General features: G+C 42.7%; 17 protein-coding genes, 2 tRNA genes and 3 rRNA genes. 13 read left to right on the forward strand and 9 right to left on the reverse strand.

Annotation, left to right across the window (positions count from 1 at the left end; genetic code table 11):
* Positions 1 to 75 precede the first annotated feature (75 nt).
* Positions 76 to 2019 carry a molecular chaperone DnaK gene (gene dnaK / locus ABJ384_RS00065; protein WP_180082403.1) on the reverse strand — a complete coding sequence of 648 codons (1944 nt, stop codon included), beginning with the start codon at positions 2017 to 2019 and terminating at the stop codon, positions 76 to 78.
* A 122-nt stretch (positions 2020 to 2141) separates the two neighbouring features.
* Positions 2142 to 2690, reverse strand: coding sequence for a nucleotide exchange factor GrpE (gene grpE / locus ABJ384_RS00070; RefSeq protein ID WP_086197579.1), 549 nt, complete (start codon positions 2688 to 2690; stop codon positions 2142 to 2144).
* 1093 nt (positions 2691 to 3783) lie between these two features.
* Between grpE and ABJ384_RS00075 the strand changes: the two genes are divergently transcribed.
* The gene (locus tag ABJ384_RS00075; protein ID WP_349929761.1) at positions 3784 to 4854 is read left to right on the forward strand and encodes an alpha/beta hydrolase; all 1071 of its coding nucleotides are present in this window, start codon (positions 3784 to 3786) and stop codon (positions 4852 to 4854) included.
* Between the two features lie 52 nt (positions 4855 to 4906).
* Here the strand turns inward: ABJ384_RS00075 and ABJ384_RS00080 are convergent, their stop codons facing one another.
* On the reverse strand, positions 4907 to 5575 hold the full coding sequence (locus tag ABJ384_RS00080; protein ID WP_349928162.1) for an acetoacetate decarboxylase family protein: 669 nt from the start codon (positions 5573 to 5575) through the stop codon (positions 4907 to 4909).
* Positions 5576 to 5677: 102 nt separating this feature from the next.
* Here ABJ384_RS00080 and ABJ384_RS00085 point away from each other — a divergent pair, with 102 nt between their 5' ends.
* From ABJ384_RS00085 to ABJ384_RS00135, 11 genes are all read left to right on the forward strand, one after another.
* Positions 5678 to 6247 (forward strand): peptidylprolyl isomerase, encoded by a 570-nt coding sequence (locus ABJ384_RS00085; RefSeq protein ID WP_180082407.1) that lies wholly within the window; start codon positions 5678 to 5680, stop codon positions 6245 to 6247.
* Positions 6248 to 6675: 428 nt separating this feature from the next.
* Positions 6676 to 8213: ribosomal RNA gene (locus tag ABJ384_RS00090) — 16S ribosomal RNA — on the forward strand.
* 61 nt (positions 8214 to 8274) lie between these two features.
* Positions 8275 to 8351, forward strand: a tRNA-Ile gene (locus ABJ384_RS00095).
* Positions 8352 to 8399: 48 nt separating this feature from the next.
* A tRNA-Ala gene (locus ABJ384_RS00100) sits at positions 8400 to 8475 on the forward strand.
* Between the two features lie 399 nt (positions 8476 to 8874).
* Positions 8875 to 11767: ribosomal RNA gene (locus ABJ384_RS00105) — 23S ribosomal RNA — on the forward strand.
* 177 nt (positions 11768 to 11944) lie between these two features.
* Positions 11945 to 12059: ribosomal RNA gene (rrf, locus tag ABJ384_RS00110) — 5S ribosomal RNA — on the forward strand.
* Together the 16S, 23S and 5S rRNA genes with 2 tRNA genes alongside form the textbook arrangement of a ribosomal RNA operon.
* A gap of 334 nt (positions 12060 to 12393) precedes the next feature.
* Complete coding sequence (locus ABJ384_RS00115) at positions 12394 to 13755, forward strand: MFS transporter (protein ID WP_349928164.1); 1362 nt, start codon at positions 12394 to 12396, stop codon at positions 13753 to 13755.
* Positions 13756 to 14097: 342 nt separating this feature from the next.
* On the forward strand, positions 14098 to 15447 hold the full coding sequence (locus tag ABJ384_RS00120; RefSeq protein ID WP_166170489.1) for an aromatic acid/H+ symport family MFS transporter: 1350 nt from the start codon (positions 14098 to 14100) through the stop codon (positions 15445 to 15447).
* A gap of 88 nt (positions 15448 to 15535) precedes the next feature.
* Positions 15536 to 16015, forward strand: a complete 480-nt coding sequence (locus ABJ384_RS00125) for a hypothetical protein (protein WP_349928166.1) — start codon at positions 15536 to 15538, stop codon at positions 16013 to 16015.
* Between the two features lie 33 nt (positions 16016 to 16048).
* Entirely contained in the window at positions 16049 to 16372 is a 324-nt protein-coding gene (locus tag ABJ384_RS00130; RefSeq protein WP_349928168.1) for an ankyrin repeat domain-containing protein, read from the forward strand.
* A gap of 318 nt (positions 16373 to 16690) precedes the next feature.
* Positions 16691 to 17875 (forward strand): PQQ-dependent sugar dehydrogenase, encoded by a 1185-nt coding sequence (locus ABJ384_RS00135; protein WP_349928170.1) that lies wholly within the window; start codon positions 16691 to 16693, stop codon positions 17873 to 17875.
* 983 nt (positions 17876 to 18858) lie between these two features.
* On the opposite strand, the gene ABJ384_RS00140 is transcribed toward ABJ384_RS00135, so the two are convergent.
* The 5 genes from ABJ384_RS00140 to ribF all read right to left on the reverse strand — a co-directional run bounded on the left by ABJ384_RS00140 (position 18859) and on the right by ribF (position 24470).
* Positions 18859 to 19401, reverse strand: coding sequence for an NAD(P)H-dependent oxidoreductase (locus ABJ384_RS00140; RefSeq protein ID WP_349928171.1), 543 nt, complete (start codon positions 19399 to 19401; stop codon positions 18859 to 18861).
* A gap of 148 nt (positions 19402 to 19549) precedes the next feature.
* Positions 19550 to 20032, reverse strand: coding sequence for a peptidylprolyl isomerase (locus ABJ384_RS00145; protein ID WP_166170501.1), 483 nt, complete (start codon positions 20030 to 20032; stop codon positions 19550 to 19552).
* Positions 20025 to 20567 (reverse strand): signal peptidase II, encoded by a 543-nt coding sequence (lspA, locus tag ABJ384_RS00150; RefSeq protein ID WP_349928173.1) that lies wholly within the window; start codon positions 20565 to 20567, stop codon positions 20025 to 20027. The genes ABJ384_RS00145 and lspA overlap by 8 nt, the downstream gene beginning before the upstream one ends.
* Positions 20560 to 23406 carry an isoleucine--tRNA ligase gene (gene ileS, locus ABJ384_RS00155; RefSeq protein ID WP_349928175.1) on the reverse strand — a complete coding sequence of 949 codons (2847 nt, stop codon included), beginning with the start codon at positions 23404 to 23406 and terminating at the stop codon, positions 20560 to 20562. The genes lspA and ileS overlap by 8 nt, the downstream gene beginning before the upstream one ends.
* Positions 23407 to 23468: 62 nt before the next feature.
* The gene (ribF, locus tag ABJ384_RS00160; RefSeq protein WP_349928177.1) at positions 23469 to 24470 is read right to left on the reverse strand and encodes a riboflavin biosynthesis protein RibF; all 1002 of its coding nucleotides are present in this window, start codon (positions 24468 to 24470) and stop codon (positions 23469 to 23471) included.
* A 319-nt stretch (positions 24471 to 24789) separates the two neighbouring features.
* Between ribF and ABJ384_RS00165 the strand changes: the two genes are divergently transcribed.
* Complete coding sequence (locus ABJ384_RS00165; protein ID WP_166170507.1) at positions 24790 to 25353, forward strand: 5'-methylthioadenosine/S-adenosylhomocysteine nucleosidase; 564 nt, start codon at positions 24790 to 24792, stop codon at positions 25351 to 25353.
* A gap of 79 nt (positions 25354 to 25432) precedes the next feature.
* On the opposite strand, the gene ABJ384_RS00170 is transcribed toward ABJ384_RS00165, so the two are convergent.
* Complete coding sequence (locus ABJ384_RS00170; RefSeq protein ID WP_086196602.1) at positions 25433 to 26047, reverse strand: TetR/AcrR family transcriptional regulator; 615 nt, start codon at positions 26045 to 26047, stop codon at positions 25433 to 25435.
* Between the last annotated feature and the right edge of the window lie 176 nt (positions 26048 to 26223).

Genomic DNA, 26223 nt, shown 5'->3' on the forward strand with positions numbered 1-26223 from the left:
TGTATAACAATTAAGCTGAAATAAAAATAAAAAAACCGCGCTTGCGCGCGGTCTTTTTTCTGTTAATTCGACAAATTATTTTTTGTCATCTTTAACTTCGGTGAATTCAGCATCTACAACGCCGTCATCTGCTTTTTGTTGTTGACCCGCATCACCTTGGAATGCATTTGGATCAAAACCTTGTGCACCGCCTTGAGCACCTTGCGCAGCTTCATAAGCGCGTTGAGTGATCGGCATGATGATGTTTTGCAATGCTTCAGTTTTCGCTTTGATGGCTTCGACGTCATTTTCTTTGGTTGCAGCTTCAAGTTCAGAAACCGCAGTTTCAACCGCAGTTTTTTCGTCAGCAGTCACTTGTTCGCCAAGATCTTTTACTGCTTTTTGCGCGCTAGAAACAAGTGCATCTGCTTCGTTACGTGCTTTAGCCAGTTCTTCGAACTTACGGTCTTCTTCCGCATTCGCTTCTGCATCTTTGATCATCGCTTCAATTTCAGCATCGCTCAAACCAGAGTTTGCTTTAATTTGAATTGATTGTTCTTTACCAGTACTCTTGTCTTTTGCAGACACTTTCAAGATACCGTCAGCATTGATATCGAACGATACTTCAATTTGTGGCACGCCACGTGGAGCAGGTGGGATGTCGCCTAATTGGAAGTTACCCAACAATTTGTTTTGCTGCGCCATTTTACGTTCACCTTGGTAAACCGAAATGTCTACAGCAGGCTGGTTGTCTGCAGCAGTTGAGAACACTTGAGATTTCTTCGCAGGAATCGTGGTGTTTTTCTCGATGATTGCAGTTAACACGCCGCCCATAGTCTCAATACCTAGAGTCAATGGAGTTACGTCAAGAAGCAATACGTCAGTTTTGTCACCAGACAATACCGCACCTTGAATTGCAGCACCAATCGCTACCGCTTCGTCAGGGTTTACGTCTTTACGTGGCTCACGACCAAAGAATTCTTGTACTTTTTGTTGTACCAGTGGCATACGAGACTGACCACCAACCAGAATCACATCAGAGATGTCTGAAGTTGAAAGACCGGCATCTTTAAGTGCAATCTTACATGGTTCAATAGTACGAGCGACCAGATCAGCAACCAAACCTTCAAGTTTTGCACGAGTCACGTTGATCACTAAATGTTTAGGACCAGTCGCATCTGCAGTGATGTATGGAAGGTTAATTTCAGTTGCATTAGAAGAAGAAAGCTCGATTTTTGCTTTTTCAGCGGCTTCTTTCAAACGTTGTAATGCAAGAGGATCTTGTTTCAAGTTCACGCTTTGTTCTTTCTTGAATTCTTCAACCAGGAATTCAATTAAAGCGTTATCGAAGTCTTCACCACCTAGGAAAGTATCACCGTTTGTAGATAATACTTCGATTTGCTGGTCGCCATCCAAGTCAGCAATTTCAATGATGGATACGTCGAAAGTACCACCACCCAAGTCATAAACCGCGATTTTACGGTCGCCTTCTTTCTTGTCCATACCGAACGCAAGAGCTGCAGCAGTTGGTTCGTTGATGATACGTTTAACGTCCAAACCGGCAATTTTACCTGCATCTTTAGTGGCTTGACGTTGTGCATCGTTGAAGTAAGCAGGCACAGTAATTACCGCTTCAGTAACTGTTTCACCTAAATAGTCTTCTGCAGTTTTTTTCATCTTTTTCAAGATTTCAGCAGAGATTTGTTGTGGTGCAAGTTTCTTGTCATTCACATCAACCCAAGCATCGCCATTGTCTGCCTGGATAATTTTGTAAGGCACTAAACCGATGTCTTTTTGCACTGCTTGGTCTTGATACTTACGGCCGATCAAACGCTTGATCGCGAATAATGTATTTTTAGGGTTAGTCACTGCCTGACGTTTCGCAGATTGACCAACCAGAATTTCGCCATCTTTATAGGCAATAATAGATGGAGTTGTACGCGCGCCTTCAGCGTTGTCGATGACTTTAACTTTGTCGCCTTCAAGTACGGCAACACAAGAGTTTGTTGTACCTAAGTCAATACCAATGATTTTAGCCATTTGGATGTTTCCTCAAAATTATTTTTTGCAATGTTTTTGCTTGTTATCCGATATGAGAGCCATTCAAAATTTTTCAAGTTGTTTGCATGAAAAAAATAGAAAAACTCTCGAATTTCTATACCTTATTGACCTACGAGGACCATTGCTGGACGCAGTAAACGGCCTGAAAGGGCATAACCTTTTTGTAATACGGTACCGATTTCACCAGCTTTGACGTCAGGTGCAATACCGACGGCCTGATGTAAATCAGCATTGAAACCATTATTCATGTTGACTTCTACAACGTTAAATTTTTCCAGCGTACTGAGTAATGATTTATGTGTCAGTTGAACGCCTTCAAGTAATGGCGATTCAATATCCCCAGCCGCTTGAATGGCACGCTCTAAATTATCGACAGTGTCGAGCAGCTCTTTAGCAAACTTCTCAATCACGGTCTCTTTATGCTTTTCAGCTTCACGTTGAATACGTTCTACGCTTTTTTGTGCTTCATAAACTGCATTGGCTGTACGGGCTTTTTCTAACTTCAAGTCACCTTCAAGCTGTGCAATCTGCTCTTGTAAAGATTCAACGGTAACTTCTGACTGTTCAGGTTCAGCTTGAGATTCTACTGTTTGTTGCTCAGCTTGCTCTTGCCCTAGATCTTGAGCGTCTTGATTCTGCTCAGTTGCCATAGATTTACTCCGTTTGAATGGGTTTTTAAACATGTCAGTCCTTTTGGCCTCAGTGCTAACTGCGTTAATCCTGAACTGCCATGAGTGATAAAATTCATGATTAATACAGAGTTCGGGGCAGACGCTAAAAATTCAAGCGAGATAAGCGATTAAATCTGTTTAATTTGATTAAAATTATTAAAAAGCATTATTTTTCTAAAATAGAACACAAAATGATGGAAAGATGGCGGGTGAATATCTGAATTTAAGCCAGCTACCAGTTTCACTCTTTTGAATAGCCGATCATGATACAAATACACATTATGATCTATAATGGATTGACTAACTGTAACAGCAGTTATAATAAACTGTTCCTAAGTAAAGCATTGATATCCATGTATCTGAGAAGCTTGATCGCATGCAGAGGAATGAACTTCGCAATGATTTTATTAGACTTAAAAACGATTAATATTAAATAAATTATATATTTCACAAAAATGCTTTATATGCTTATTATTTAACCCAGATTCTATCGCTGTAGTTTCTTCTTGGTATTTAGAAATGTGTTTTCTAGGCTTATCCAACCTCTGGATAAGCTTTTTTTTTGCCTAAAGTTAAGTAAATGCAGAATAAATAAAATTTATGTATCTGTTTAGCAAAAGTTTATCAGGATTCTGAGCGGAACCCCCCCTCTAAATTAGGATCTAAATAATAGGCGAAGGAATCATATTTCCAACGTTGAGGATATTACTCCCCTTTATATTGCTAGTCATAACCTGAATCCTAGGCTTGGTTATAATGACAGTCCTACCAAGTATAAGAGTCATTTTAATAAGTGCCATTTTCAGGAAAGGGGATAATGCAGCTAAAAATCGCCTTGCTAATGATAGCAGAAGGCGTCTTTTAGCCATAACATTCATTCTTTTTGTGGGCTGGAGTGGCAAAAACACGCCGAAATATACATGGAAATTGTCAATGACAAGGTATGAAAAGAAGATTAGCGTATGAATGTTTTTACTGTGTATACCGATAATTAGACTGATATAAACGTATGGTCACGCATTGGCTGATCATGTAGAAAATATCAAGATTAAAATAAAAGGAAGGTGCCATGATGGTTGCTTTTAGCCGAACTTTACAGACCATGTTAGAAAAAGGCCAAGGTACAGCGGCACGTACTTTAGATCGATTGCCCAGTTTTGCACAAAAATCTTTAGTTAAAATTTTAAGATATCCCCACCAGTATCCTGAACTTGATCCCTTGGTGCAATGCATGATGGCAGCCCAGTTAAAACGGGGCAGTAGTGGTTTGGTTAGTGAAGATATTATTCATGCCCGTAAAAGCTTTGATTTGCAAATGCAGTCCATCAAAGCCAAGCCTACACCGGTGAAACAGGTGGAAGATCTACGTTTACCTTTACACAGCGGCACCATCTTTGCACGACATTATCATCCTGCACCCACTAAAAAATTGCCCATGGTAGTGTATTTTCATGGTGGCGGCTTTGTTGTAGGCAGTCTGGATTCGCATGATGAGGTCTGCCGTTTACTGGCAGTGCATGCCAAAGTGCAGGTTTTAAGTATTGACTATCCTTTAGCACCTGAAGCGAGTCCGAATCAACTGATTCAAAGCTGTGAAGATGCCTTGGCATGGGTCTATCAAAACAGAAAACAGCTTAAAATCTTAAAAAATAGAATTTCAGTGGCGGGGGATAGCGCTGGAGGGAATATCAGCACGGTAGTTGCACAACGTACAGCTCATAAAGTGTATGCACCGCAAGCGCAATTACTGCTCTATCCGGCAGTTGATTTTAAAAGCCGTCATCCTTCATTTTATGCCTACAATGAAGGACTGGTTTTAACCGGTAAAGATGTGGATTTTGTCACCCATTATTATGCAGATACGCATCAGGTTGAACTCGATGATCCGCTGATTTCACCGACCTATGGTCAGCATGACAAATTACCACCTACCTTTGTGGTGACTGCAGGTCATGATGTATTACATGATGAAGGGGAAATTTATGCACATAAATTACGTCATCGTGGCGTAAAGGTGCATTATCAGGAATATAGCGATCAAGCGCATGGTTTTGTCAATCTCACACCCGTTTCTTATCGTGCTAAAAAGTATTTTATTGAAATCAGTAAAAACTATAGAAAGTTTTGGGATAAACACGCTTAGTTTTTTGAGCTGGGTATTCATTTATAATAAAGGTGTTTCACGTGAAACACCTTTATTTTTTCTCAATTTTAGCTTTAGGTAAGGTAAGGCTGAATTCTGGCACATAAAAGCTGTGTAAATAGCGGGCTTGAGAAAAATCGGGAAAAATGTCCTGGGTGTTTTTCCAGCTCGCCTGTTTTAATTTACTGAGTTTACCGCGAAATTGTAGTGTGAACTGATAGCGTAAACCTTGCCAGGCTTGATCGATCTTGAGCAGCCGTGCAGGTAAATGATGACTATTCACATAAAAAGTCTGACTATGTTTATATTTCTGCAAACACAAACTCATTTCTTGTTGCTCAAAGCAGATATTGCAATACACCACATCATCATGGATGAGCCACTCAAATTGGGCCAGCTGTTTTGGTATTCCCCAAAAATGTTGACCATTTAGCATAGAGGCTTCTGTAGAAACATAAATTTTCGGAATGGAAGACAAACGTCTTTTACTGATTAAAGGATGATCCAAGATCAGCAATTCATCATATGGGCCTACAGGAGAATCATGATAACGAACCAATATGACCTGTACCACGCGTCCAATTGGAGAAGGAGCAATATAAAAATTCCGATGCTGCGCAATAAATTTGGGCGTTAACCAGTAATTCAAAATAAAAGCATCACCCTGTAAATGCCAAGGTGGGTAAAGGGAAAAAGTAGTTGTATTTAATTCTTCGCTCATTGTAATGCTCATTTTATATCAAAAAGAGAAGCTGTTATATTTATATTGAAAGATTAATATATAGACATTCACAATGACAACTTAACGTAGAAGAGTAAAGAAATGTTAAAAAAGGCCTTATTTGCTATTGGTACTGCATGTATGAGTTTGCAGGTGATGGCTGCAAATACCCTGGTAGAAATGAAAACCTCAATGGGAAATATTGAAATAGAGCTATTTAATGATAAAGCGCCTATTTCAGCAAAAAACTTTGAAAGCTATGTAAAAGATAACTTTTATAACGGCACCATTTTTCACCGGGTGATTCCGGGCTTCATGATTCAGGGGGGAGGAATGGATGCCAACATGGTTGAGAAGCAGACCAAAGCGCCTATTCAAAATGAATCCTATAATGGCTTAAAGAACCTACGTGGCACATTGGCCATGGCACGAACCAATATGCCTAATTCAGCAACCAGCCAATTTTTTATTAATACGGTAGACAATGACTTTTTAAACAGAAGTCAGATGAATGCAGGTTATGCCGTGTTTGGTAAGGTTGTGAAAGGCATGGATGTGGTCGATAAAATCACTCAAGTACCGACTGCAAACTTTGGAATGCATCAAAATGTACCAAAACAAGTGGTGAAAATTATCAGCGTGAACATTAAAGCAGCAGAGGTGAAAAATTAAGAAAAAAATAAAGCAGAAATATTTTATTCATATTTTTGCTTTAAAATTATATGTTTATATTTGAATTAGAATAAAAATGAACCAACTTAGTGCATAAAAATACAACACTCAATAAAACAATCAGTTAAAAGCACTTGCATGGGTAAGAAATTGCCCTATAATGAGCTCATCCCGACGCGATACAGCAAACGAACTTAGCTGAACAGGTTAAGTTGTTAAATGTTTATTGCGTTATATTTTCTACTGACGAGGTAGGGAATAGATCATTAAGAGATTATGAAGAACAACTTGTGTGGATTTTTACTGGTTGATTGATCGAAATTATTTTCATTGATTGAATGGTAGAAATTACTCGAAGTTTATTTGAGAAATATTTGTCAGAAAATTGATGAGCCAAGATTGGTAGCCTTTAAGCTACTACTGATTTTAAACTGAAGAGTTTGATCATGGCTCAGATTGAACGCTGGCGGCAGGCTTAACACATGCAAGTCGAGCGGGGAAGTATAGCTTGCTATACAACCTAGCGGCGGACGGGTGAGTAATGCTTAGGAATCTGCCTATTAGTGGGGGACAACATTTCGAAAGGAATGCTAATACCGCATACGCCCTACGGGGGAAAGCAGGGGATCTTCGGACCTTGCGCTAATAGATGAGCCTAAGTCGGATTAGCTAGTTGGTGGGGTAAAGGCCTACCAAGGCGACGATCTGTAGCGGGTCTGAGAGGATGATCCGCCACACTGGGACTGAGACACGGCCCAGACTCCTACGGGAGGCAGCAGTGGGGAATATTGGACAATGGGGGGAACCCTGATCCAGCCATGCCGCGTGTGTGAAGAAGGCCTTTTGGTTGTAAAGCACTTTAAGCGAGGAGGAGGCTACTCTAGTTAATACCTAGGGATAGTGGACGTTACTCGCAGAATAAGCACCGGCTAACTCTGTGCCAGCAGCCGCGGTAATACAGAGGGTGCGAGCGTTAATCGGATTTACTGGGCGTAAAGCGTGCGTAGGCGGCTTTTTAAGTCGGATGTGAAATCCCTGAGCTTAACTTAGGAATTGCATTCGATACTGGGAAGCTAGAGTATGGGAGAGGATGGTAGAATTCCAGGTGTAGCGGTGAAATGCGTAGAGATCTGGAGGAATACCGATGGCGAAGGCAGCCATCTGGCCTAATACTGACGCTGAGGTACGAAAGCATGGGGAGCAAACAGGATTAGATACCCTGGTAGTCCATGCCGTAAACGATGTCTACTAGCCGTTGGGGCCTTTGAGGCTTTAGTGGCGCAGCTAACGCGATAAGTAGACCGCCTGGGGAGTACGGTCGCAAGACTAAAACTCAAATGAATTGACGGGGGCCCGCACAAGCGGTGGAGCATGTGGTTTAATTCGATGCAACGCGAAGAACCTTACCTGGTCTTGACATAGTAAGAACTTTCCAGAGATGGATTGGTGCCTTCGGGAACTTACATACAGGTGCTGCATGGCTGTCGTCAGCTCGTGTCGTGAGATGTTGGGTTAAGTCCCGCAACGAGCGCAACCCTTTTCCTTATTTGCCAGCGGGTTAAGCCGGGAACTTTAAGGATACTGCCAGTGACAAACTGGAGGAAGGCGGGGACGACGTCAAGTCATCATGGCCCTTACGACCAGGGCTACACACGTGCTACAATGGTCGGTACAAAGGGTTGCTACCTAGCGATAGGATGCTAATCTCAAAAAGCCGATCGTAGTCCGGATTGGAGTCTGCAACTCGACTCCATGAAGTCGGAATCGCTAGTAATCGCGGATCAGAATGCCGCGGTGAATACGTTCCCGGGCCTTGTACACACCGCCCGTCACACCATGGGAGTTTGTTGCACCAGAAGTAGGTAGTCTAACCGTAAGGAGGACGCTTACCACGGTGTGGCCGATGACTGGGGTGAAGTCGTAACAAGGTAGCCGTAGGGGAACCTGCGGCTGGATCACCTCCTTAACGAAAGATTGACGATCGGTAAGAATCCACAACAAGTTGTTCTTCATGACGATGTATCTGAGGGTCTGTAGCTCAGTTGGTTAGAGCACACGCTTGATAAGCGTGGGGTCACAAGTTCAAGTCTTGTCAGACCCACCACTACTGACGAAGTACGGAAAATCAGAAACATTGACTTATTGATAAGCTGGGGACTTAGCTTAGTTGGTAGAGCGCCTGCTTTGCACGCAGGAGGTCAGGAGTTCGACTCTCCTAGTCTCCACCATGTATCTTCGGATGCATAATAAGCAAACGGTTAGATAGCTTATAGAGCTTAGTAAGAAAGCGGCGTATAATGCGCGGCATTGTTATTAACCTCTGTGATTTATCACAGTTTCTCGATCTGACGAAGACGAGAAAAATCATTAACAGAATATATTTGAGTTGAAATAAATTGTTCATACTCGTTTTGAAATCGACATTAGCAGTCATTTATGACTGATTGATGAAGATTAAGAAATGAGTTACTAGCGATTAAACTGAATCAAGCGTTTTGGTATATGAATCTAATTGAAGCTGTACAGTGTTTAAGTGCACAAACGCCAACTGTAAGAGAGTGATGAGAGATCATCATAATCTGTTGCTCATCCTACTTGTAGGGATGAACGACTGTTTGGGGTTGTATAGTCAAGTAATTAAGTGCATGTGGTGGATGCCTTGGCAGTCAGAGGCGATGAAAGACGTAATAGCCTGCGATAAGCTCCGGGGAGGCGGCAAATATCCTGTGATCCGGAGATTTCTGAATGGGGAAACCCACTTACCATAAGGTAGGTATCGTAACATGAATACATAGTGTTACGAGGCGAACGAGGGGAAGTGAAACATCTCAGTACCCTTAGGAAAAGAAATCAATTGAGATTCCCTCAGTAGCGGCGAGCGAACGGGGAAAAGCCCATTAAGTCATATAAGCTTTAGTGGAATGCTCTGGGAAGTGCAACCATAGTAGGTGATAGTCCTGTACACGAAAGGGCTTATATGATGATGTCGAGTAGGGCGAGGCACGTGAAACCTTGTCTGAATATGGGGGGACCATCCTCCAAGGCTAAATACTCCTGACTGACCGATAGTGAACCAGTACCGTGAGGGAAAGGCGAAAAGAACCCCTGTGAGGGGAGTGAAATAGATCCTGAAACCGCATGCATACAAGCAGTGGGAGCCGACTTGTTCGGTGACTGCGTACCTTTTGTATAATGGGTCAGCGACTTATATTCAGTAGCGAGGTTAACCGAATAGGGGAGCCGTAGAGAAATCGAGTCTTAATAGGGCGTTTAGTTGCTGGGTATAGACCCGAAACCGGGTGATCTATCCATGAGCAGGTTGAAGGTTAGGTAACACTGACTGGAGGACCGAACCCACTGTCGTTGAAAAGCCAGGGGATGACTTGTGGATAGGGGTGAAAGGCTAATCAAACTCGGTGATAGCTGGTTCTCCCCGAAAGCTATTTAGGTAGCGCCTCGGACGAATACCATTGGGGGTAGAGCACTGTTTCGGCTAGGGGGTCATCCCGACTTACCAAACCGATGCAAACTCCGAATACCAATGAGTACTATCCGGGAGACAGACTGCGGGTGCTAACGTCCGTAGTCAAGAGGAAAACAATCCAGACCGCCAGCTAAGGCCCCAAAATCATAGTTAAGTGGGAAACGATGTGGGAAGGCATAGACAGCTAGGAGGTTGGCTTAGAAGCAGCCACCCTTTAAAGAAAGCGTAATAGCTCACTAGTCGAGTCGGCCTGCGCGGAAGATGTAACGGGGCTAAAACTATGTGCCGAAGCTGCGGATGTATACTTTGTATACGTGGTAGGGGAGCGTTCTGTAAGCCGATGAAGGTGGATTGAGAAGTCTGCTGGAGGTATCAGAAGTGCGAATGCTGACGTGAGTAACGACAAAGCGGGTGAAAAACCCGCTCGCTGAAAGACCAAGGGTTCCAGTCCAACGTTAATCGGGGCTGGGTGAGTCGACCCCTAAGGCGAGGCCGAAAGGCGTAGTCGATGGGAAATTGGTTAATATTCCAATACTTCAGTGTAATGCGATGAGAGGACGGAGAAGGTTAAGTCAGCCTGGCGTTGGTTGTCCAGGTGGAAGGAAGTAGGCATGCATCTTAGGCAAATCCGGGGTGCTCTATGCTGAGATCTGATAGCAAGCTGTACTTGTACAGTGAAGTGGCTGATACCATACTTCCAGGAAAAGTCTCTAAGCTTCAGTTACACTGGAATCGTACCCGAAACCGACACAGGTGGTCAGGTCGAGTAGACCAAAGCGCTTGAGAGAACTCTGCTGAAGGAACTAGGCAAAATGGTACCGTAACTTCGGGAGAAGGTACGCTGCTTTTGGTGATGGAACTTGCTTCCTGAGCTGAGAGCAGCCACAGAAACCAGGCCCCTGCAACTGTTTATTAAAAACATAGCACTCTGCAAACACGAAAGTGGACGTATAGGGTGTGATGCCTGCCCGGTGCTGGAAGGTTAATTGATGGGGTTAGCGTAAGCGAAGCTCTTGATCGAAGCCCCAGTAAACGGCGGCCGTAACTATAACGGTCCTAAGGTAGCGAAATTCCTTGTCGGGTAAGTTCCGACCTGCACGAATGGCATAATGATGGGGGCGCTGTCTCCAGCAGAGGCTCAGTGAAATCGAAATCGCCGTGAAGATGCGGTGTACCCGCGGCTAGACGGAAAGACCCCGTGAACCTTTACTGCAGCTTGACATTGAACTTTGATCTTACTTGTGTAGGATAGGTGGGAGGCTTTGAAGCTGGGACGCTAGTCCTAGTGGAGCCAATCTTGAAATACCACCCTGGTAATATTGAGGTTCTAACTCTGTCCCGTTATCCGGGACGAGGACCATGTCTGGTGGGTAGTTTGACTGGGGCGGTCTCCTCCTAAAGAGTAACGGAGGAGTACGAAGGTGCGCTCAGCGTGGTCGGAAATCACGCGTAGAGTATAAAGGCAAAAGCGCGCTTAACTGCGAGACCCACAAGTCGAGCAGGTACGAAAGTAGGTCTTAGTGATCCGGTGGTTCTGTATGGAAGGGCCATCGCTCAACGGATAAAAGGTACTCTGGGGATAACAGGCTGATACCGCCCAAGAGTTCATATCGACGGCGGTGTTTGGCACCTCGATGTCGGCTCATCTCATCCTGGGGCTGAAGCAGGTCCCAAGGGTATGGCTGTTCGCCATTTAAAGAGGTACGCGAGCTGGGTTTAGAACGTCGTGAGACAGTTCGGTCCCTATCTACCGTGGGCGTTGGAAATTTGAGAGGATCTGCTCCTAGTACGAGAGGACCAGAGTGGACGAACCTCTGGTGTACCGGTTGTGACGCCAGTCGCATCGCCGGGTAGCTATGTTCGGAAGGGATAACCGCTGAAAGCATCTAAGCGGGAAGCCTACCTCAAGATAAGATTTCCCCGAGACTTTATGTCTCCTAAAGAGCCGTTGAAGACTACGACGTTGATAGGTTGGATGTGGAAGCATAGTGATATGTGAAGCTGACCAATACTAATTGCTCGTGAGGCTTGACTATACAACACCCAAACAGTTGTTGTATAAAGCATCAATTAATTCGATATTCAGCAAAACAGCTTGATTTAGTGAACGCTAAAGAACAAAATACGACAGCTCAGATATACCTGTTAATGAATTCTATTTGACCAAGCATTGGCATCTAAATAAGACCAAACGCAAAGTCATAAACAGTTGTGCTGGCGACCATAGCAAGAGTGAACCACCTGATCCCTTCCCGAACTCAGAAGTGAAACCTCTTAGCGCTGATGGTAGTGTGGGATTACCCATGTGAGAGTAAGTCATCGCCAGCTCATTATTCAAAAGCCCCTGCCAAGTGCAGGGGCTTTTTTTTTGCTGGGAATTCTTATTAAAATGAAGAATATTCAAAAAGAACAATTCAATTTTACTTTTATTGATTCAAATTCAAAATTGTCAATTTAAGAATGGTTAAAAACTAAACCCAAGGGTCTAGGATTTTGGTCATTTTTAATACTTTAGTAGAGTGTTTACTCAAAAATGGCTGTGTTCAACTTAGTCAGTTACGAAAGCATGCTGCTATAAATCATTAAAAATAATAAAAAGATTACAGGTCATGTGTTGTGTCGTAGTAATCACAATGAATTAAAACTCACAGGAGGTGGGGATATGACAATGAATACAGTCAATGTAAATGATGTTATTGATAAAGCTGAATTTAAGACCTTTCATTTTAAGGTCGTGTTTTTGTGTTTGGTAATTATTCTGTTTGATGGTTATGATTTAGCAATTAATGGTGTAACTTTACCACTATTAATGAAGGACTGGGGCTTAAGTGCTGTTCAAGCGGGAATGCTGGCCAGTACAGCTCTTGCAGGCATGATGTTTGGCGCGATGCTATTCGGGACTTTGGCGGATAAAATTGGCCGTAAAAAAGTGATCCTGACCTGCGTGGTGTTATTTAGTGGATTTACTTTTGCGGGTGGATTTGCTTCAAATCCAACAGAGTTTGGTGCTTTACGTTTCCTTGCAGGGTTGGGCATTGGCGGGGTATTACCCAACCTTGTCGCTTTAACTTCAGAATATGCTCCGCAGCGTTTAAGAGCAACACTGGTCACCACCATGTTTAGTGGCTATGCGGTAGGCGGTGTAATGGCAGCACTATTTGGTGCTTGGTTTACTCCGAATTTTGGCTGGCAAATCATGTTCTTTATTGCAGGCGTACCATTATTGCTATTACCGCTGATCTGGAAATTCCTGCCTGAATCGTTAACCTTTTTAGTCAAGGCTCAAAAGGATGAACATGCACGAAATATCTTGCAGCGTCTTAGCGCAAATTTAGTCTTGAATGCACAAACTAAATTTGAACTGAGTGAGGGTAAAATTTCTGAACCTGCTTTTGTCAGCAGCTTGTTTAAGCAGGGGCGTGTAGGTAGTACGCTGTTGTTCTGGCTTGCCTTCTTTATGTGTCTGTTAACGCTATATGCCTTGGGCAGCTGGTTGCCAAAGCTGATGATGGCAGCAGGTTACTCAATGAATAACAGCTTGATGTTCCTGCTTGCGATGAATATTGGTGCGGTGATCGGTACAGTTGGTGGCGGTATTCTTGCAGATAAATTCCATTTAAAACCTGTCATTATTACCTTATGTTTATCGGGTGCTGTGGCTTTATCTTTACTTGGCTTTAAATCTCCACAACCTGTGATTTATTTACTGGTTGCAGTTGCTGGTGCATCCGCGATTGGTTCACAAATTTTGCTCTATAGTTATGTCGCACAGTATTATCCGCTAACCGTACGTTCAACCGGTATTGGCTGGGCTTCTGCAGTGGGACGTACTGGTGCGATTATCGGACCAATCCTGATTGGAATGTTGCTGGGTATGGAATTGCCACATCAATTTAACTTTATGGCAGTCGGTTTACCGGTAATTGTTGTGGCACTTGCGGTAGCATTGATTGTTCGTCAAGACAAAGTGGTAAAAGCTGATCCATTAGCGGTGACAAAACTGAACACTCTAAAAGCCCAATGATCGTATTGTGATCAGAATCTTTAAGCGTTAAATATTTCAAAAATATCTAAACCTCTTCAAATGAAGAGGTTTTTTTATGCTATTTCATAAAAGATTAAACCAATCAAAAAAATAATCGAGCTAGAAGGCCTGAAAAGCCCAATTTACTTATAAAAATGATCATAAATTATTCTAATAATAATGTGATATATCAATCAAATAAATGTTATTTCAGTGATCATAGAAGAATATCAATTAGTCTTATTGTGCGTTAAATCCGGCTTGCGTATATTGCGTCGAATTAAATATTCAGCTGAATATTTAAAGAATGTTACGGACAAGTACTCATGGGAGATGAGAACGATGACAATGGAAACTGTAGATATAAATTCTGTAGTCGACAATGCGAAATTTACGCCTTTTCACTTCAATGTAGTTGCTTGGTGTTTACTGGTAATTTTATTTGATGGTTATGATTTGGCAATTAATGGTGTAACTTTACCACTATTAATGAAGGACTGGGGCCTCAGTGCCGTTCAAGCGGGAATGCTTGCCAGTACAGCTCTTGCAGGCATGATGTTTGGTGCGATGATCTTTGGTTCCCTGGCGGACAAGATTGGTCGTAAGAAAGTCATCATGATCTGTATTGTTTTATTCAGTGGTTTGACCTTTGCTGGTGGTTTTGCCTCGAATCCAACTGAATTTGGTATGTTACGCTTCCTTGCCGGTCTGGGTATTGGTGGTGTGATGCCGAACCTGGTGGCACTGACTTCTGAATATGCTCCACAAAAAATGCGCAGCACACTTGTGACCACCATGTTTAGCGGTTATGCGGTTGGTGGTGTGATGGCGGCATTATTAGGTTCATGGTTTACGCCTGATTTTGGTTGGCAAATCATGTTCTTTATTGCAGGTATTCCTTTATTTTTACTGCCTTTAATCTGGAAATTCTTGCCTGAATCTTTAGCGTTTATGGTAAAGCAAAACAAGCAGGCTGAAGCACGTCGTATTGTGCGTCGCTTGTCGCCAAATACCAAGGTTACGGATCAAACCACATTTACTTTGCCACAGGAAAGTGTACCTGAAGCGGCAAACGTAGTGAGCCTGTTCCGTCGTGGCCGTGCAACCAATACCTTATTGTTCTGGGTTGCGTTCTTCACCTGCTTACTGACCATGTATGCCTTGAGCAGCTGGTTACCAAAGCTGATGATGGCGGCAGGTTACTCAATGGATAACAGCCTGATGTTCATGATGGTGATGAATGTCGGTGCAGTTGTCGGTATTGTGGGTGGCGGTATTCTTGCAGACCGTTTCCACTTGAAACCTGTATTGATGGTCCTTGGTATGATGGGCGCAGTTGTGATGAGCTCAATGGGCTTTGCATCTAACCAATTCCTGCTTTACATCTTGGTGTTCCTGGCGGGTGCAGCATCGATTGGTTCGCAAATGTTGCTGTATAGCTATGTTGCGCAATTCTACCCACTTGCAGTACGTTCAACTGGTATTGGCTGGTCGTCTGCGATTGGTCGTATGGGCGCGATTGTAGGTCCAATCTTGATTGGTGGCTTACTGGGCATGAACCTGCCTGCACATTTCAACTTTATTGCAGTCGGTTTACCGGTGCTAATTACTGCGATTGCTGTTGCATTGATCATGCATGACGATGAATCTGAAAAGATTGGTTCAGCTGAACCCGCAGTGTCTAAAGCTTAAAATTTAAGTTTTAAAAAGAAGCCTCCGAAAGGGGGCTTTTCTTTTGAGTGTTTACAGTTTAATTTTATAAAAAAGACAATGTATTTTTATGACAACATCCATTTTAATTAGTATTTTCTCAGTCATCATTTCCTTACTATCTTTATCATTTGCTGTCTATGCATGGAGAAATGCCAATAGACCTTTGCTTACAGCAAGGGTGACAACACATGATGGGGACAATAATGGAATCGCGTTAAATTTGTTAGTCGAAAATACTGGGAATCGACCTGCAAAAGATATTTCTTTTATTGTAAAAAAAGAAGATGTAATAAATGCTTCTTTGAGTCGAGATATACCTCCTGATGCATTAAGATGTTTTTTTAATGATATTTCAGTACCTGTCTTAGCCAATAACAGAGTCATTACGAATGCCTTTTGGCATTTGGGGCATAATAATTCATGGATACCTAATGCTAGATTTCCTATTCTAATTATTTATCAAGATTTAGATGGACGGAAATATAAGGCAAAAATGGATTTATATTTGGCTGATGATGCAGGTTTTGCACAAACTTATTGGAACTAGTAGTTACTTCTGAACATAAAAAGGCGTATCAAAATGCAATTTAATTCTATCTCTCTAATCCCTGAAGATGATGACGAACTGCATCTTCCTGAACTGGTGTATTGGGCATCTCTTGGTGATATTGATCAGATTGAGCAGGCTTTGCAAGAAGGCCTGGACGTCAACTCTGCGGATGAAGAAGGCTATAGCGCCTTACAGGCAGCAGCTGAAAATGATCATTTAGAAGTCGTTAAACTATTGATCAGTAAAGGTGCAGATATTGATCATCGCAGTACCTATACGGCTTTAGAGCTTGCTGAAATGGCAGGCAATAAAGAAGTCGTAGCTTACCTTAAAAGCTTAAAAGGATTATCTTGATAAAAAAGAAGCCCCATCATCCTGATAGGGCTTCTTTATATGGGTTGCCTAGGTATAACTGCTGTCGTACCTCACATCCTGATGCTCAAACTTTATTATTGTTGTTTTCTGTTTGGGAAACGTCCTGTTTCCTTATGAATTTAGAATAAGACATTTATCTTGAGGCAGATAGAGGCCAATAGAACCATTTTATGTACGTTATCTCTTACACAGCTCACCAGATCAAATGAAAGTTTGTTACCAATAAAAAATAGTGATTTTCAATAATGTACTTAGAATAAAACGGGTGAGCGATTTGAATGGCAGAGGATAATAAGGATGAAAATATTCCGACAGCGTATACTGATCACAACTATATTAATCAGTACAGCAAGTTTAACCGCGTGTAATGCACAAACTGATGCTGTAAGTCCGGCATCCAAGTCAGCAGCAGAAACCACATCTTCCAAACCTTCTTCAGGTTCAGTTAATCAAACGTATAAACTCACCAGCGTCGCAGAATTTAATGAACCCTGGGCCATGACAGGGCTGAAGGATGGTCGTTTACTGGTCACTGAAAAAAAGGGAGAGTTACAGTTATTTGACCCCAAAACCAGAGAAAAAATTGAAGTCAAAGGCATTCCTAAGGTGGCCTATGGCGGGCAAGGAGGCTTGGGTGATATAGCCTTGCATCCGGAATTTGAACAGAATCATATTATTTACTTGAGTTATGCTGAAGCAGGACAGGGAGGTTACGGGGCTGTGGTCGCACGTGGTGAATTAGACTTATCAAATGCTCAAAAACCACACGTTAAAAATTTAAAAACCATCTGGAAACAAGTTCCTAAAGTACCAGGACAGGGACATTATGCCCATCGGCTGTTATTCGGTTCTGATGGAAAGTTATGGATTAGCTCGGGTGAACGCCAGAAGTTTGATCCTGCGCAAAATATGCAATCCAATTTAGGCAAAATATTGCGTTTAAATGAAGATGGCACACCTGCCACAGGTAATCCGTTTAGCGATCAGGGCGAAATTGCAAAACAGGTCTGGTCGTTTGGGCATCGTAATCCATTAGGTATAGCATTTGATGCGCAAGGAAAACTTTGGGTGGTGGAAATGGGACCGAAAGGTGGAGATGAACTGAATCTAATTGCCAAAGGTGAAAATTACGGTTATCCGCTGGTTTCAAATGGAGATCATTATGATGGCAGAGATATTCCTGACCATCATACCCGTCCTGAATTTAAAGCACCTGAAATCAGCTGGACACCTGTCATCTCCCCATCCAGCCTGATTTTTTATAACGGTTCCCAATTTCCGGCATGGAAAAATAAGGCCCTGATAGGTGGCTTGTCTTCCAAATCCATTGTGGTAGTAGATACAGCGATGAAGCCTGTGACTGAAGTACAGCGCGTAGATATGAAGCAACGTATCCGTGATTTGCTGCAAGCCACGGATAGTTCAATTTGGGTGCTGGAAGATGGTAGCAATGCCAGACTGCTGAAAATGACTGCGAAATAAGGTGATTAATAGATATCTTTCATAAATCAAAAATATGTTCAATCTTAATTTTTTTAATTCAGCACAGCCTCATTTGATGGATTTCATTTTGATGCCTTTGCGTAGGCAATATCGCTACTTTTGAAAGGTCAAAATGAGGATCTCAAAATATATTTTGAGTCCGCAAGAAAAACCTTTTGTTTCCCATACACGACTTCCTTGTCGTGATGGGAAACGTGTGGCATCCATGCCACACTCATGAATCCAATACCTGCTAAAAAATCAATTTTTTATTTTCGTATTATGAAATACTTATAGTCATTGAAAATGATTTATGAAATAAATTTAATAAAGTTCAAAAGCTCCTGATGGGGCTTTTAGAATAATTGATATTCATGACTGCATTGAATCAGGCTGCGTAATGTTCATCTGTATTAAACGCATTGGTCTGTATCTGGATCAGTTTACGGTTGCCTTGTTTGCCATTCATGCGCCAATCGGCAATCCTGATATTATCCACAATAGTTACATTATCTTTCTGCCATTGTAGTTACCGAGCATTACGGTAGGTACATGGCATCAAAAAAGATCTGCTTATCTTGATCATTCCATTTTATTATTTTATTGAGGATGGCTGGAATAATTCTGAGGGTTATTCTAGTGACTCCTCATTTTTCTATGCTTGTGATTATAGAGTTTGAAGTTTCAATAGCATGTAAACTTTAATCGTCTAAGTTGAAGGTTTCGCTAAATACTCAGCCCGATCAGCATCATGCATAAAGAAAAAAACCCCGACATCCTGTCGAGGTTTTTTATATTCTTTCTAAGGTATAACTCCTGTCGTACCTTGCAGCATCCTGCTGTTATATCACTTATCTTTTTAGTTGTAAGTTTAGAGACTTCCTGTCTCGGTATGAGTTAAATATATCGTGAAAGATAATGTGTGAAAAGTAGATATATTCTTCAACTCTTGTAAGCTTAAACGTACAACGATTTTCTAGGTATCAATTGCTTACGTATTGAATCAGTTTATCCAGTACGCCCTTTAAAGCTTTTTCATCAAACTCATTCGGTTCAAATTCTTCGGTTTTATTACGTGAAAAAATATCGCGAATTTCAATGACCGCATTACTGTCCACTAAGCCAAGTTGCGTTCCGACCTGGCGAATCTGGTCGATGGAACGGGAGCCATTGGTTGCCCCATAGCCAATATAGGCAGCCGGTTTACCTTGCCATTCCTTGCCGACGTAATCGAGGGCATTTTTAAGCGCCGGGCTATAGCCATGATTATATTCAGGACTGATAAAAATAAAGGCATCGCCCGAAGCAACCTTGTCTGCCCAGTCCTGCTGTTTGGGTTGATCATAAATGCCGGTTAGGGGAGGATGGCTGCCGGCAAAAATTGGCAGATTCCATTCTTTTAAATCAACCAATTCTGCCTGAACCGTACTGAAACTGGCCTGATCAATACTGCGCTTGACCCAACGAGCCACTTTAATGGCAGTTCGACCTTCACGCACGCTACCCACGACAATATATATTTTCATGTATAGATCCTAGATTTTTTGAATTGTCATCTTTAACTTATTATGAATATTATTTATTGAATATTAAGGATTTGTATCTTTAACCATTGCTGTAAGCAGAAAATAAAAAAGCTCCCTCGGGAGCTTTTAAACGAAAAAGGCTGAAACCTTACATAATTTTAACGCCTTGCTGACCCGCCGGGGTCACTTTAAAGATTTCTACTTCAAAGGTAATGTTTTTACCGGCAAGCGGGTGATTAAAATCAATTTCAGTAATATCTTCACCGACCGATTTCACCACACCAAACAGACTTTGCTTGGCTTTATCTTCAAATTCAATCATATGACCCACAACAGGAGGCTGTTCGAATTTAACCGTATCAAATTTCTGTACGTTTTCAGCATTCCATGGACCAAAAGCTTCTTCTGGTGGAAGACTCACGGTACGACGGTCCCCGGCACGTAGACCAAACAGAGCTTTTTCAAAGCCCGGCAATAAACTGCCATCACCCATTACCAGGCTGACAGGCGTTTCACGGCTACGGGTGTTGTCAATTTCCACACCATTTTCAATGGCGACCGAAAAATGCAGCTCGACTTTAGAGCCTTCTGCAATTCGGGTTTCTTCATTTGGATTAATAAAATCAGTCATTTTGTTGCGCTTCCGCACGTTGAATACGGTGTTTTTCCAGGAAAAACGTATCGATCAGGAGCAAGATAGTCCCCACGGTAATGGCACTATCGGCAATATTAAAAGCAGGAAAGTGGCTGTTGTTGTAGTAAACGTGAATAAAATCGACCACATAACCCAAGGTGACCCGGTCAATCAGGTTACCGATGGCGCCACCCAGAATCAGGGCAATCGCCATAGGTAAAATCACAATTTTTTTTGGCATACGCATCAGCCAAAATACAAAAATTACAGACACTAATGCTGCCAGTGAAGAAAAGAAATAGCGTTGCCATCCACCGGCATCGGACAGGAAACTAAAGGCTGCGCCATAGTTATGTAGCAATGTCCAGTTTAAAAAGGGCAGTACAGGGACCGGATCTGCATAATTCAGATGCGTCGTTGCAAACCATTTGGTCCATTGATCCAGAATAATTGCCACAATGGATAATCCGACCCACACAAGATTGTGCGGGTAGAACTGGAATAAGCCCTTTTTATTTTGCGGATTAGGCATACTTTCTCTCTTCGCCTTGACCTGTAGGAAGGTTAATAATACAGCGAGAACAAAGGCCTGGATGTTCATGATGTGTATTCACATCAGGCAGTACATGCCAGCAGCGTGCACATTTCTCACCATCGGCTGCAGAGACTTTGACGCGTAAACCTTCCAGATCAGTGGCTTCACCTTGCGCTGCATCAAAGGCATTTACAGTAACTTGAGAGGTGATCAGGACAAAACGTAATTCGTCACCTAACTGATCCAGTACCGTTTTCAATTCAGCATTCGCCCAAAGTTCAACTTTGGCAGACAGGTTAGAACCAATCAGTTTGGCATTACGTGCCGCTTCAATTTGCTTGTTGACTGCAGATTTAACGCTAATTAAAGTCTGCCAGTCAGCTTCTGAAACCAGGTTGGCTGTTGAAGCGACCGGAATGTCATACCACTCGGCAGTGAATACGTATTTCTCGCTTTGACCCGGAATTAAAGGCCAAGCTTCTTGTGCAGTAAAACTCAAGATCGGTGCCATCCAGCGTACAAAGGCTTGGACCAGATGATACAAGGCAGTTTGTGCAGAATGACGCGCTTGTGAATCCGCTTTGGTGGTGTACTGACGGTCTTTGATGATGTCGAGATAGAAACCACCCAAGTCATTGATACAGAAGTTAGTCAAGGCATTGGTGACGATATGGAAGTTCATATCTTCATACGCTTGCTGAATGGTTTTTTGTACGTCTGCAGCACGTTGCAGGATATATTGATCCAGCGCGATCAATTGATCTACAGGCAAAGCATCGGTTGCAGGCTGGAAACCATTCAGGTTGGCCAGCAAGAAACGCAGGGTATTACGAATACGGCGGTAACCATCAGATGCACGGCTAAAGATTTCTTTACCGGCGGTCATTTCATAACGGTAGTCGGCAGATGCGATCCAGAAACGCAGACCGTCAGCACCCATATCTTTAATGATGTCTTGCGGGGTAATGATGTTACCCAACGATTTAGACATCTTGCGGCCTTTTTCATCGACTACGAAGCCGTGAGTCAACAAGCCTTTATACGGTGCGCGTTCGTTAATCGCAATTGAAGTCAACAATGAAGACTGGAACCAGCCACGGTGCTGGTCTGAACCTTCAAGGTACAAATCAGCTGGGTCTTGCAGTTCTTCACGTTCACGTAATACTGCGTAGTGGGTTGTGCCCGAGTCGAACCAAACGTCCAGCGTATCGCGTACTGCATTGTAGTGTTCAGCATCATCACCAATGAAGTCTTTCGCTTCACGGTTGTACCAACCATCAATGCCTTCCTGTTCGATCAGCTTCGCAACTTCTTCGATCAGTTCAGGGGTACGCGGATGCAATTCGTTGGTGTCTTTATGCACAAAGAACGGGATTGGCACGCCCCAAGTACGTTGACGTGAGATACACCAGTCCGGACGGCCTTCGATCATTGCCTGAATCCGGTTTTTACCCCAATCCGGTACAAAGCTGATTTCATTTTCAATCGCGTTCAATGCACCCTGACGTAAACCTTTGGCATCCATGCTGATGAACCATTGTGGCGTAGCACGGAAGATAATCGGGGTTTTATGACGCCAGCAATGTGGATAGCTGTGCTTGATTGGGTGATGCGCCCAAAGTTTGCCCGCTTCACTTAATGCTTCAATGATTTTTGGATTGGCTTTATAGATGTGTTCACCGGCAAAAATAGGTGAAGTTGGCAGGTAAACACCATTACCACCGACCGGATTATCGACTTTTAGGTTGTATAATAGGCCGACTTTATAGTCGTCCACACCGTGGCCTGGCGCGGTATGTACTGCCCCTGTACCACTGGTTGCAATGACGTGTTCACCCAGGATGACCGGTACTTGACGATCAGCGATTAACGGATGTTGCAGTTGCAGGTTTTCAAGTTTTGCACCGGCAAAATCGGCAATCACTTCAACAGTGTTAAAGCCATAACGTTCAGTCGCAGATTCAACCAGATCTTTCGCCAAGATAAAGTTTTGCGGTTGTTTGTCTTCACCACGTGCTTTGACCAATTGATATTCAATTTCAGCATGCAGGGCAACGGCCTGGTTGGCAGGTAATGTCCAAGGTGTTGTGGTCCAGATCACGATATCAGTTGAGTCTTTAACTTCAATGCCTAAACGTGCAGACAGGTCTGCCAAGTCAACCACGCTGAAACCGACGTCAATCGCATCTGATTTCTTGTCTTCATATTCAACTTCAGCTTCAGCCAATGCCGAACCACAGTCCAGACACCAGTTCACCGGTTTTAAACCCGGTTCGATATGGCCTGCTTTGGCAATGGCACCCAGCGAGCGTACGATGTCGGCTTCTTGTTTGAAGTTCATGGTGAGGTAGGGGTTATCCCAGTCACCGAACACGCCCATACGCACGAAGTCTTTTTTCTGTAATTCAACCTGGGTGTAGGCATACTCACGGCAGTGTTTGCGGAAAGTTGCGGCATCGACTTTCACGCCGACTTTGCCGACTTTTTCTTCAACTTTCAGTTCAATGGGCAGACCGTGACAGTCCCAACCCGGAACATAAGGGGCATCATAGCCATCCATCACGCGGCTTTTGATGATGATGTCTTTCAGGACTTTGTTGACGGCATGACCTAAATGGATTTGACCGTTTGCGTACGGAGGGCCGTCATGAAGCACATATTTTTTCTTGCCAATACGCGATGCACGAATCTGCTGATAAATGTTGTCGGCATACCACTCTTCTAACCATTTTGCTTCACGTACTGCCAGATTTGCTTTCATTGCAAATTCAGTACCTGGGAGGTTTAGCGTGGCTTTATAATCCACTGCATTTTCAGGAGTTTGCTTATCGCTCATGCAAGTTGTCTTCCAATTTAATCAGCCTTGGGCTGACGCGTTTTACAATAAAAATCTGGGATTTAAAAGGGAAAATGGGGCGTGTTTTGTCGAAACTCAAGCAGTTTCTCAACATCGTCATCAATTCCGGCTTTTAATGCTTCAAGCGAAGGGTAGTCCTTTTCGCCATGTAAATAGTTCAAGAATGTCACCCGCATTAACAGGCCATACAGATTAGCAGAAACATCAGGAAAATGTACTTCTAATCGCCATTCCGGATGGACTTGTTTGATGGCCGGTCGGGTACCGACATGTCCGGCACCGAACAGGGCGGTAGGTTCATAGCCTGCAATGCCTGATTTTTCAGGATTGTCGGCTTTCACTTTATCTTTTAACGATAGGGTTTCACACATCACCTCTACGCCGTAAATGCCTTTCAAGCACGGTTTATGACGGTTTAGCGCGACATTAATGGTTGGAAAATCAAGGGTTCGTCCAATTTGGTCACCGTATTGTACCCGACCGGTGATGCTATAGGGACGGCCAAGTAATTTGGCAGCAAGGGCTAAATCGCCTGCTTGCAAGGTCTGGCGAATACGGGTCGAACTGACGCGTTCACCATCCAGTGCAACCGTAGTTAAGTTGGTAACCTGAAAACCATAGGCTGTTAAAAATTCACTATTGCCCTGACGGTTTTTGCCAAAGTGGAAGTCATCGCCCAATACCAGGCTGTGGGCATTCAGTTTGAGTTTTAACAGTTCAGCAAAGCTTTCCGCATTGAGACTGCGGAAATGGTTATCAAATTTTGCAACGGCAATGTAGTCCACGCCCAGTTTAGTCAGATATTCCACTTTTTCACGCAGTGAGGTAATACGTGGAGGGGCATCATAACCCTTAAAAAACTCCAGAGGTTGCGGCTCAAAAATCATCACCAGCGTTTTTAAATTTTGTGCGGCTGCCAGCTGTTTTAACTGGCTAATCATTGCCTGATGGCCCAAATGTACACCGTCAAAATTACCAATGGTTACGGCCGTTTTTGGCAATTGAAAATTGGGCGCTAAAGCATTCAGGCGGAGCAGCTTCATGGGCGAATCAATAAGTGAAAAGTTATCAGGGCTATATATTGCCATAATCTTACGCGTTCGTCTTGTTGTTGTGTTTTCATACAAAAAAATATTAAATTTCTTGCAAAAATAGTATTTGAAAAAATCTGCATCCAGAAGATTCATTGCATGGAATGGTTTCAAAATCGTTCATGATAAGAAAAATAAATTTAAATATTCAAGTGAATCGGGGGATCAAATTCTTGTACGGGAACGTGCTTATGATTTTAAATTTGCACTTAATTGGTAATTCTTTTCTAATGTGCACAATTTTAAATTTGCGCATCGATAAGGTTTTGCTATGTCTGATCTGGCTTTAATTATGGCTTTGCCCAGTGAATCTAAAGGTCTGTTTGAACAGGCAGGCATCGAAGTCCATTACAGCGGTATAGGCAAAGTCAATGCGGCATTTAAAGCCTTCGAGGTGATTCACAAGACTGGTTGCAAGACCCTGCTCAATTTGGGTACCGCCGGAAGTTCGCATTTTAATGCGCATGAACTGGTAGAAGTCAGCACCTTTGTGCAACGGGACATGGATGTATCCCCGCTTGGTTTTGCAGTCGGGGTTACGCCTATGGATGAGGATCATCCGGCAGAAATTCATTTGCAGTCCTATTTTCAGCATTTGCCTCAAGGTATCTGCGGAACAGGGGACAGCTTTGAGACAGGCTTGCCTAAAGTGCCATGTCATCTGGTCGATATGGAAGGCTATGCCATGGCCAAAGTCTGTAAAAAACTGGGGGTAAGATTCGTTTCTGTAAAATATATTACCGATGGGGCCAATGAAACTGCGCATCTGGATTGGGAAGAAAATTTATTGTTGGGTGCGAAAAAACTGTCAGAATTATATCAAACGATAAAATAAGATGGGTAACAGTAGTAATTTGGCGACCATAGAAGGCTATGGTCGTATGCCAAAATTATCCTTGAGGATAATTTAACAGTTATGAACGAGGAATGACGCCATATAACATCATATGTACAGTATGTTGAATACAACGTTGTTGCATACTGCGGTTGCGTAAGGTTTTACCCGTGACCATTTCCATTTGGGTGGCAAAATCTGCATAGTTTTGCGTCAATGCCCAAATATTCAAAATCAGCAGTTCAGGATCAATTTCTTTGGCAATTTTCCCCTGTTCCTGCCATACGCTAATCACTTTAGCCTTGCGCTTAAACAGTTTCTTTAAAGGACCTTTTAGAATTGGCAAAATATGGGGTGCACCTTGGATCACTTCCAGCGCAAACAGGCGGGATGCTTTCGGTTGAGTACGTGACACTTCAATTTTTTGCAATAAATAATTGGTAATCGCTTCTTCAGGTTCCAACTCTGATTCCAGCATTTGCAGCGGCGCAAGCCATTTCTGTAGAACGGTGGTCAGTACTTCTACATATAAAGCTTCTTTATTTTCATAATAGTAGAAAATATTCGATTTATGCATTTCAGCAATCTGAGCAATCTCGTCTAAGCTTGCCCCATTAAAACCGTAAAGGGAAAATACATCGAGTGCAGCATTTAGCAGTTGATGTCTTTTTTGTGTACTCTTTTTTTGTTCCATTGGCAAATTTAAAAAAATTAAAGAGGAAAGGCAAATTGTACGGCAAATCGGCAGATTTGTGCATTACTAAAAATTGCATTTTTATCATAATTGATAGTTTATTCTGTAGGTTAGCTATTTAATGAGTTAAAAATCCTATAGAACCTACCGATAGGCAATGATTACATTTTTTATAT

This window comes from Acinetobacter sp. A1-4-2 (genome assembly GCF_040233925.1).
In the GTDB taxonomy this organism is placed as follows: Bacteria; Pseudomonadota; Gammaproteobacteria; order Pseudomonadales; family Moraxellaceae; genus Acinetobacter.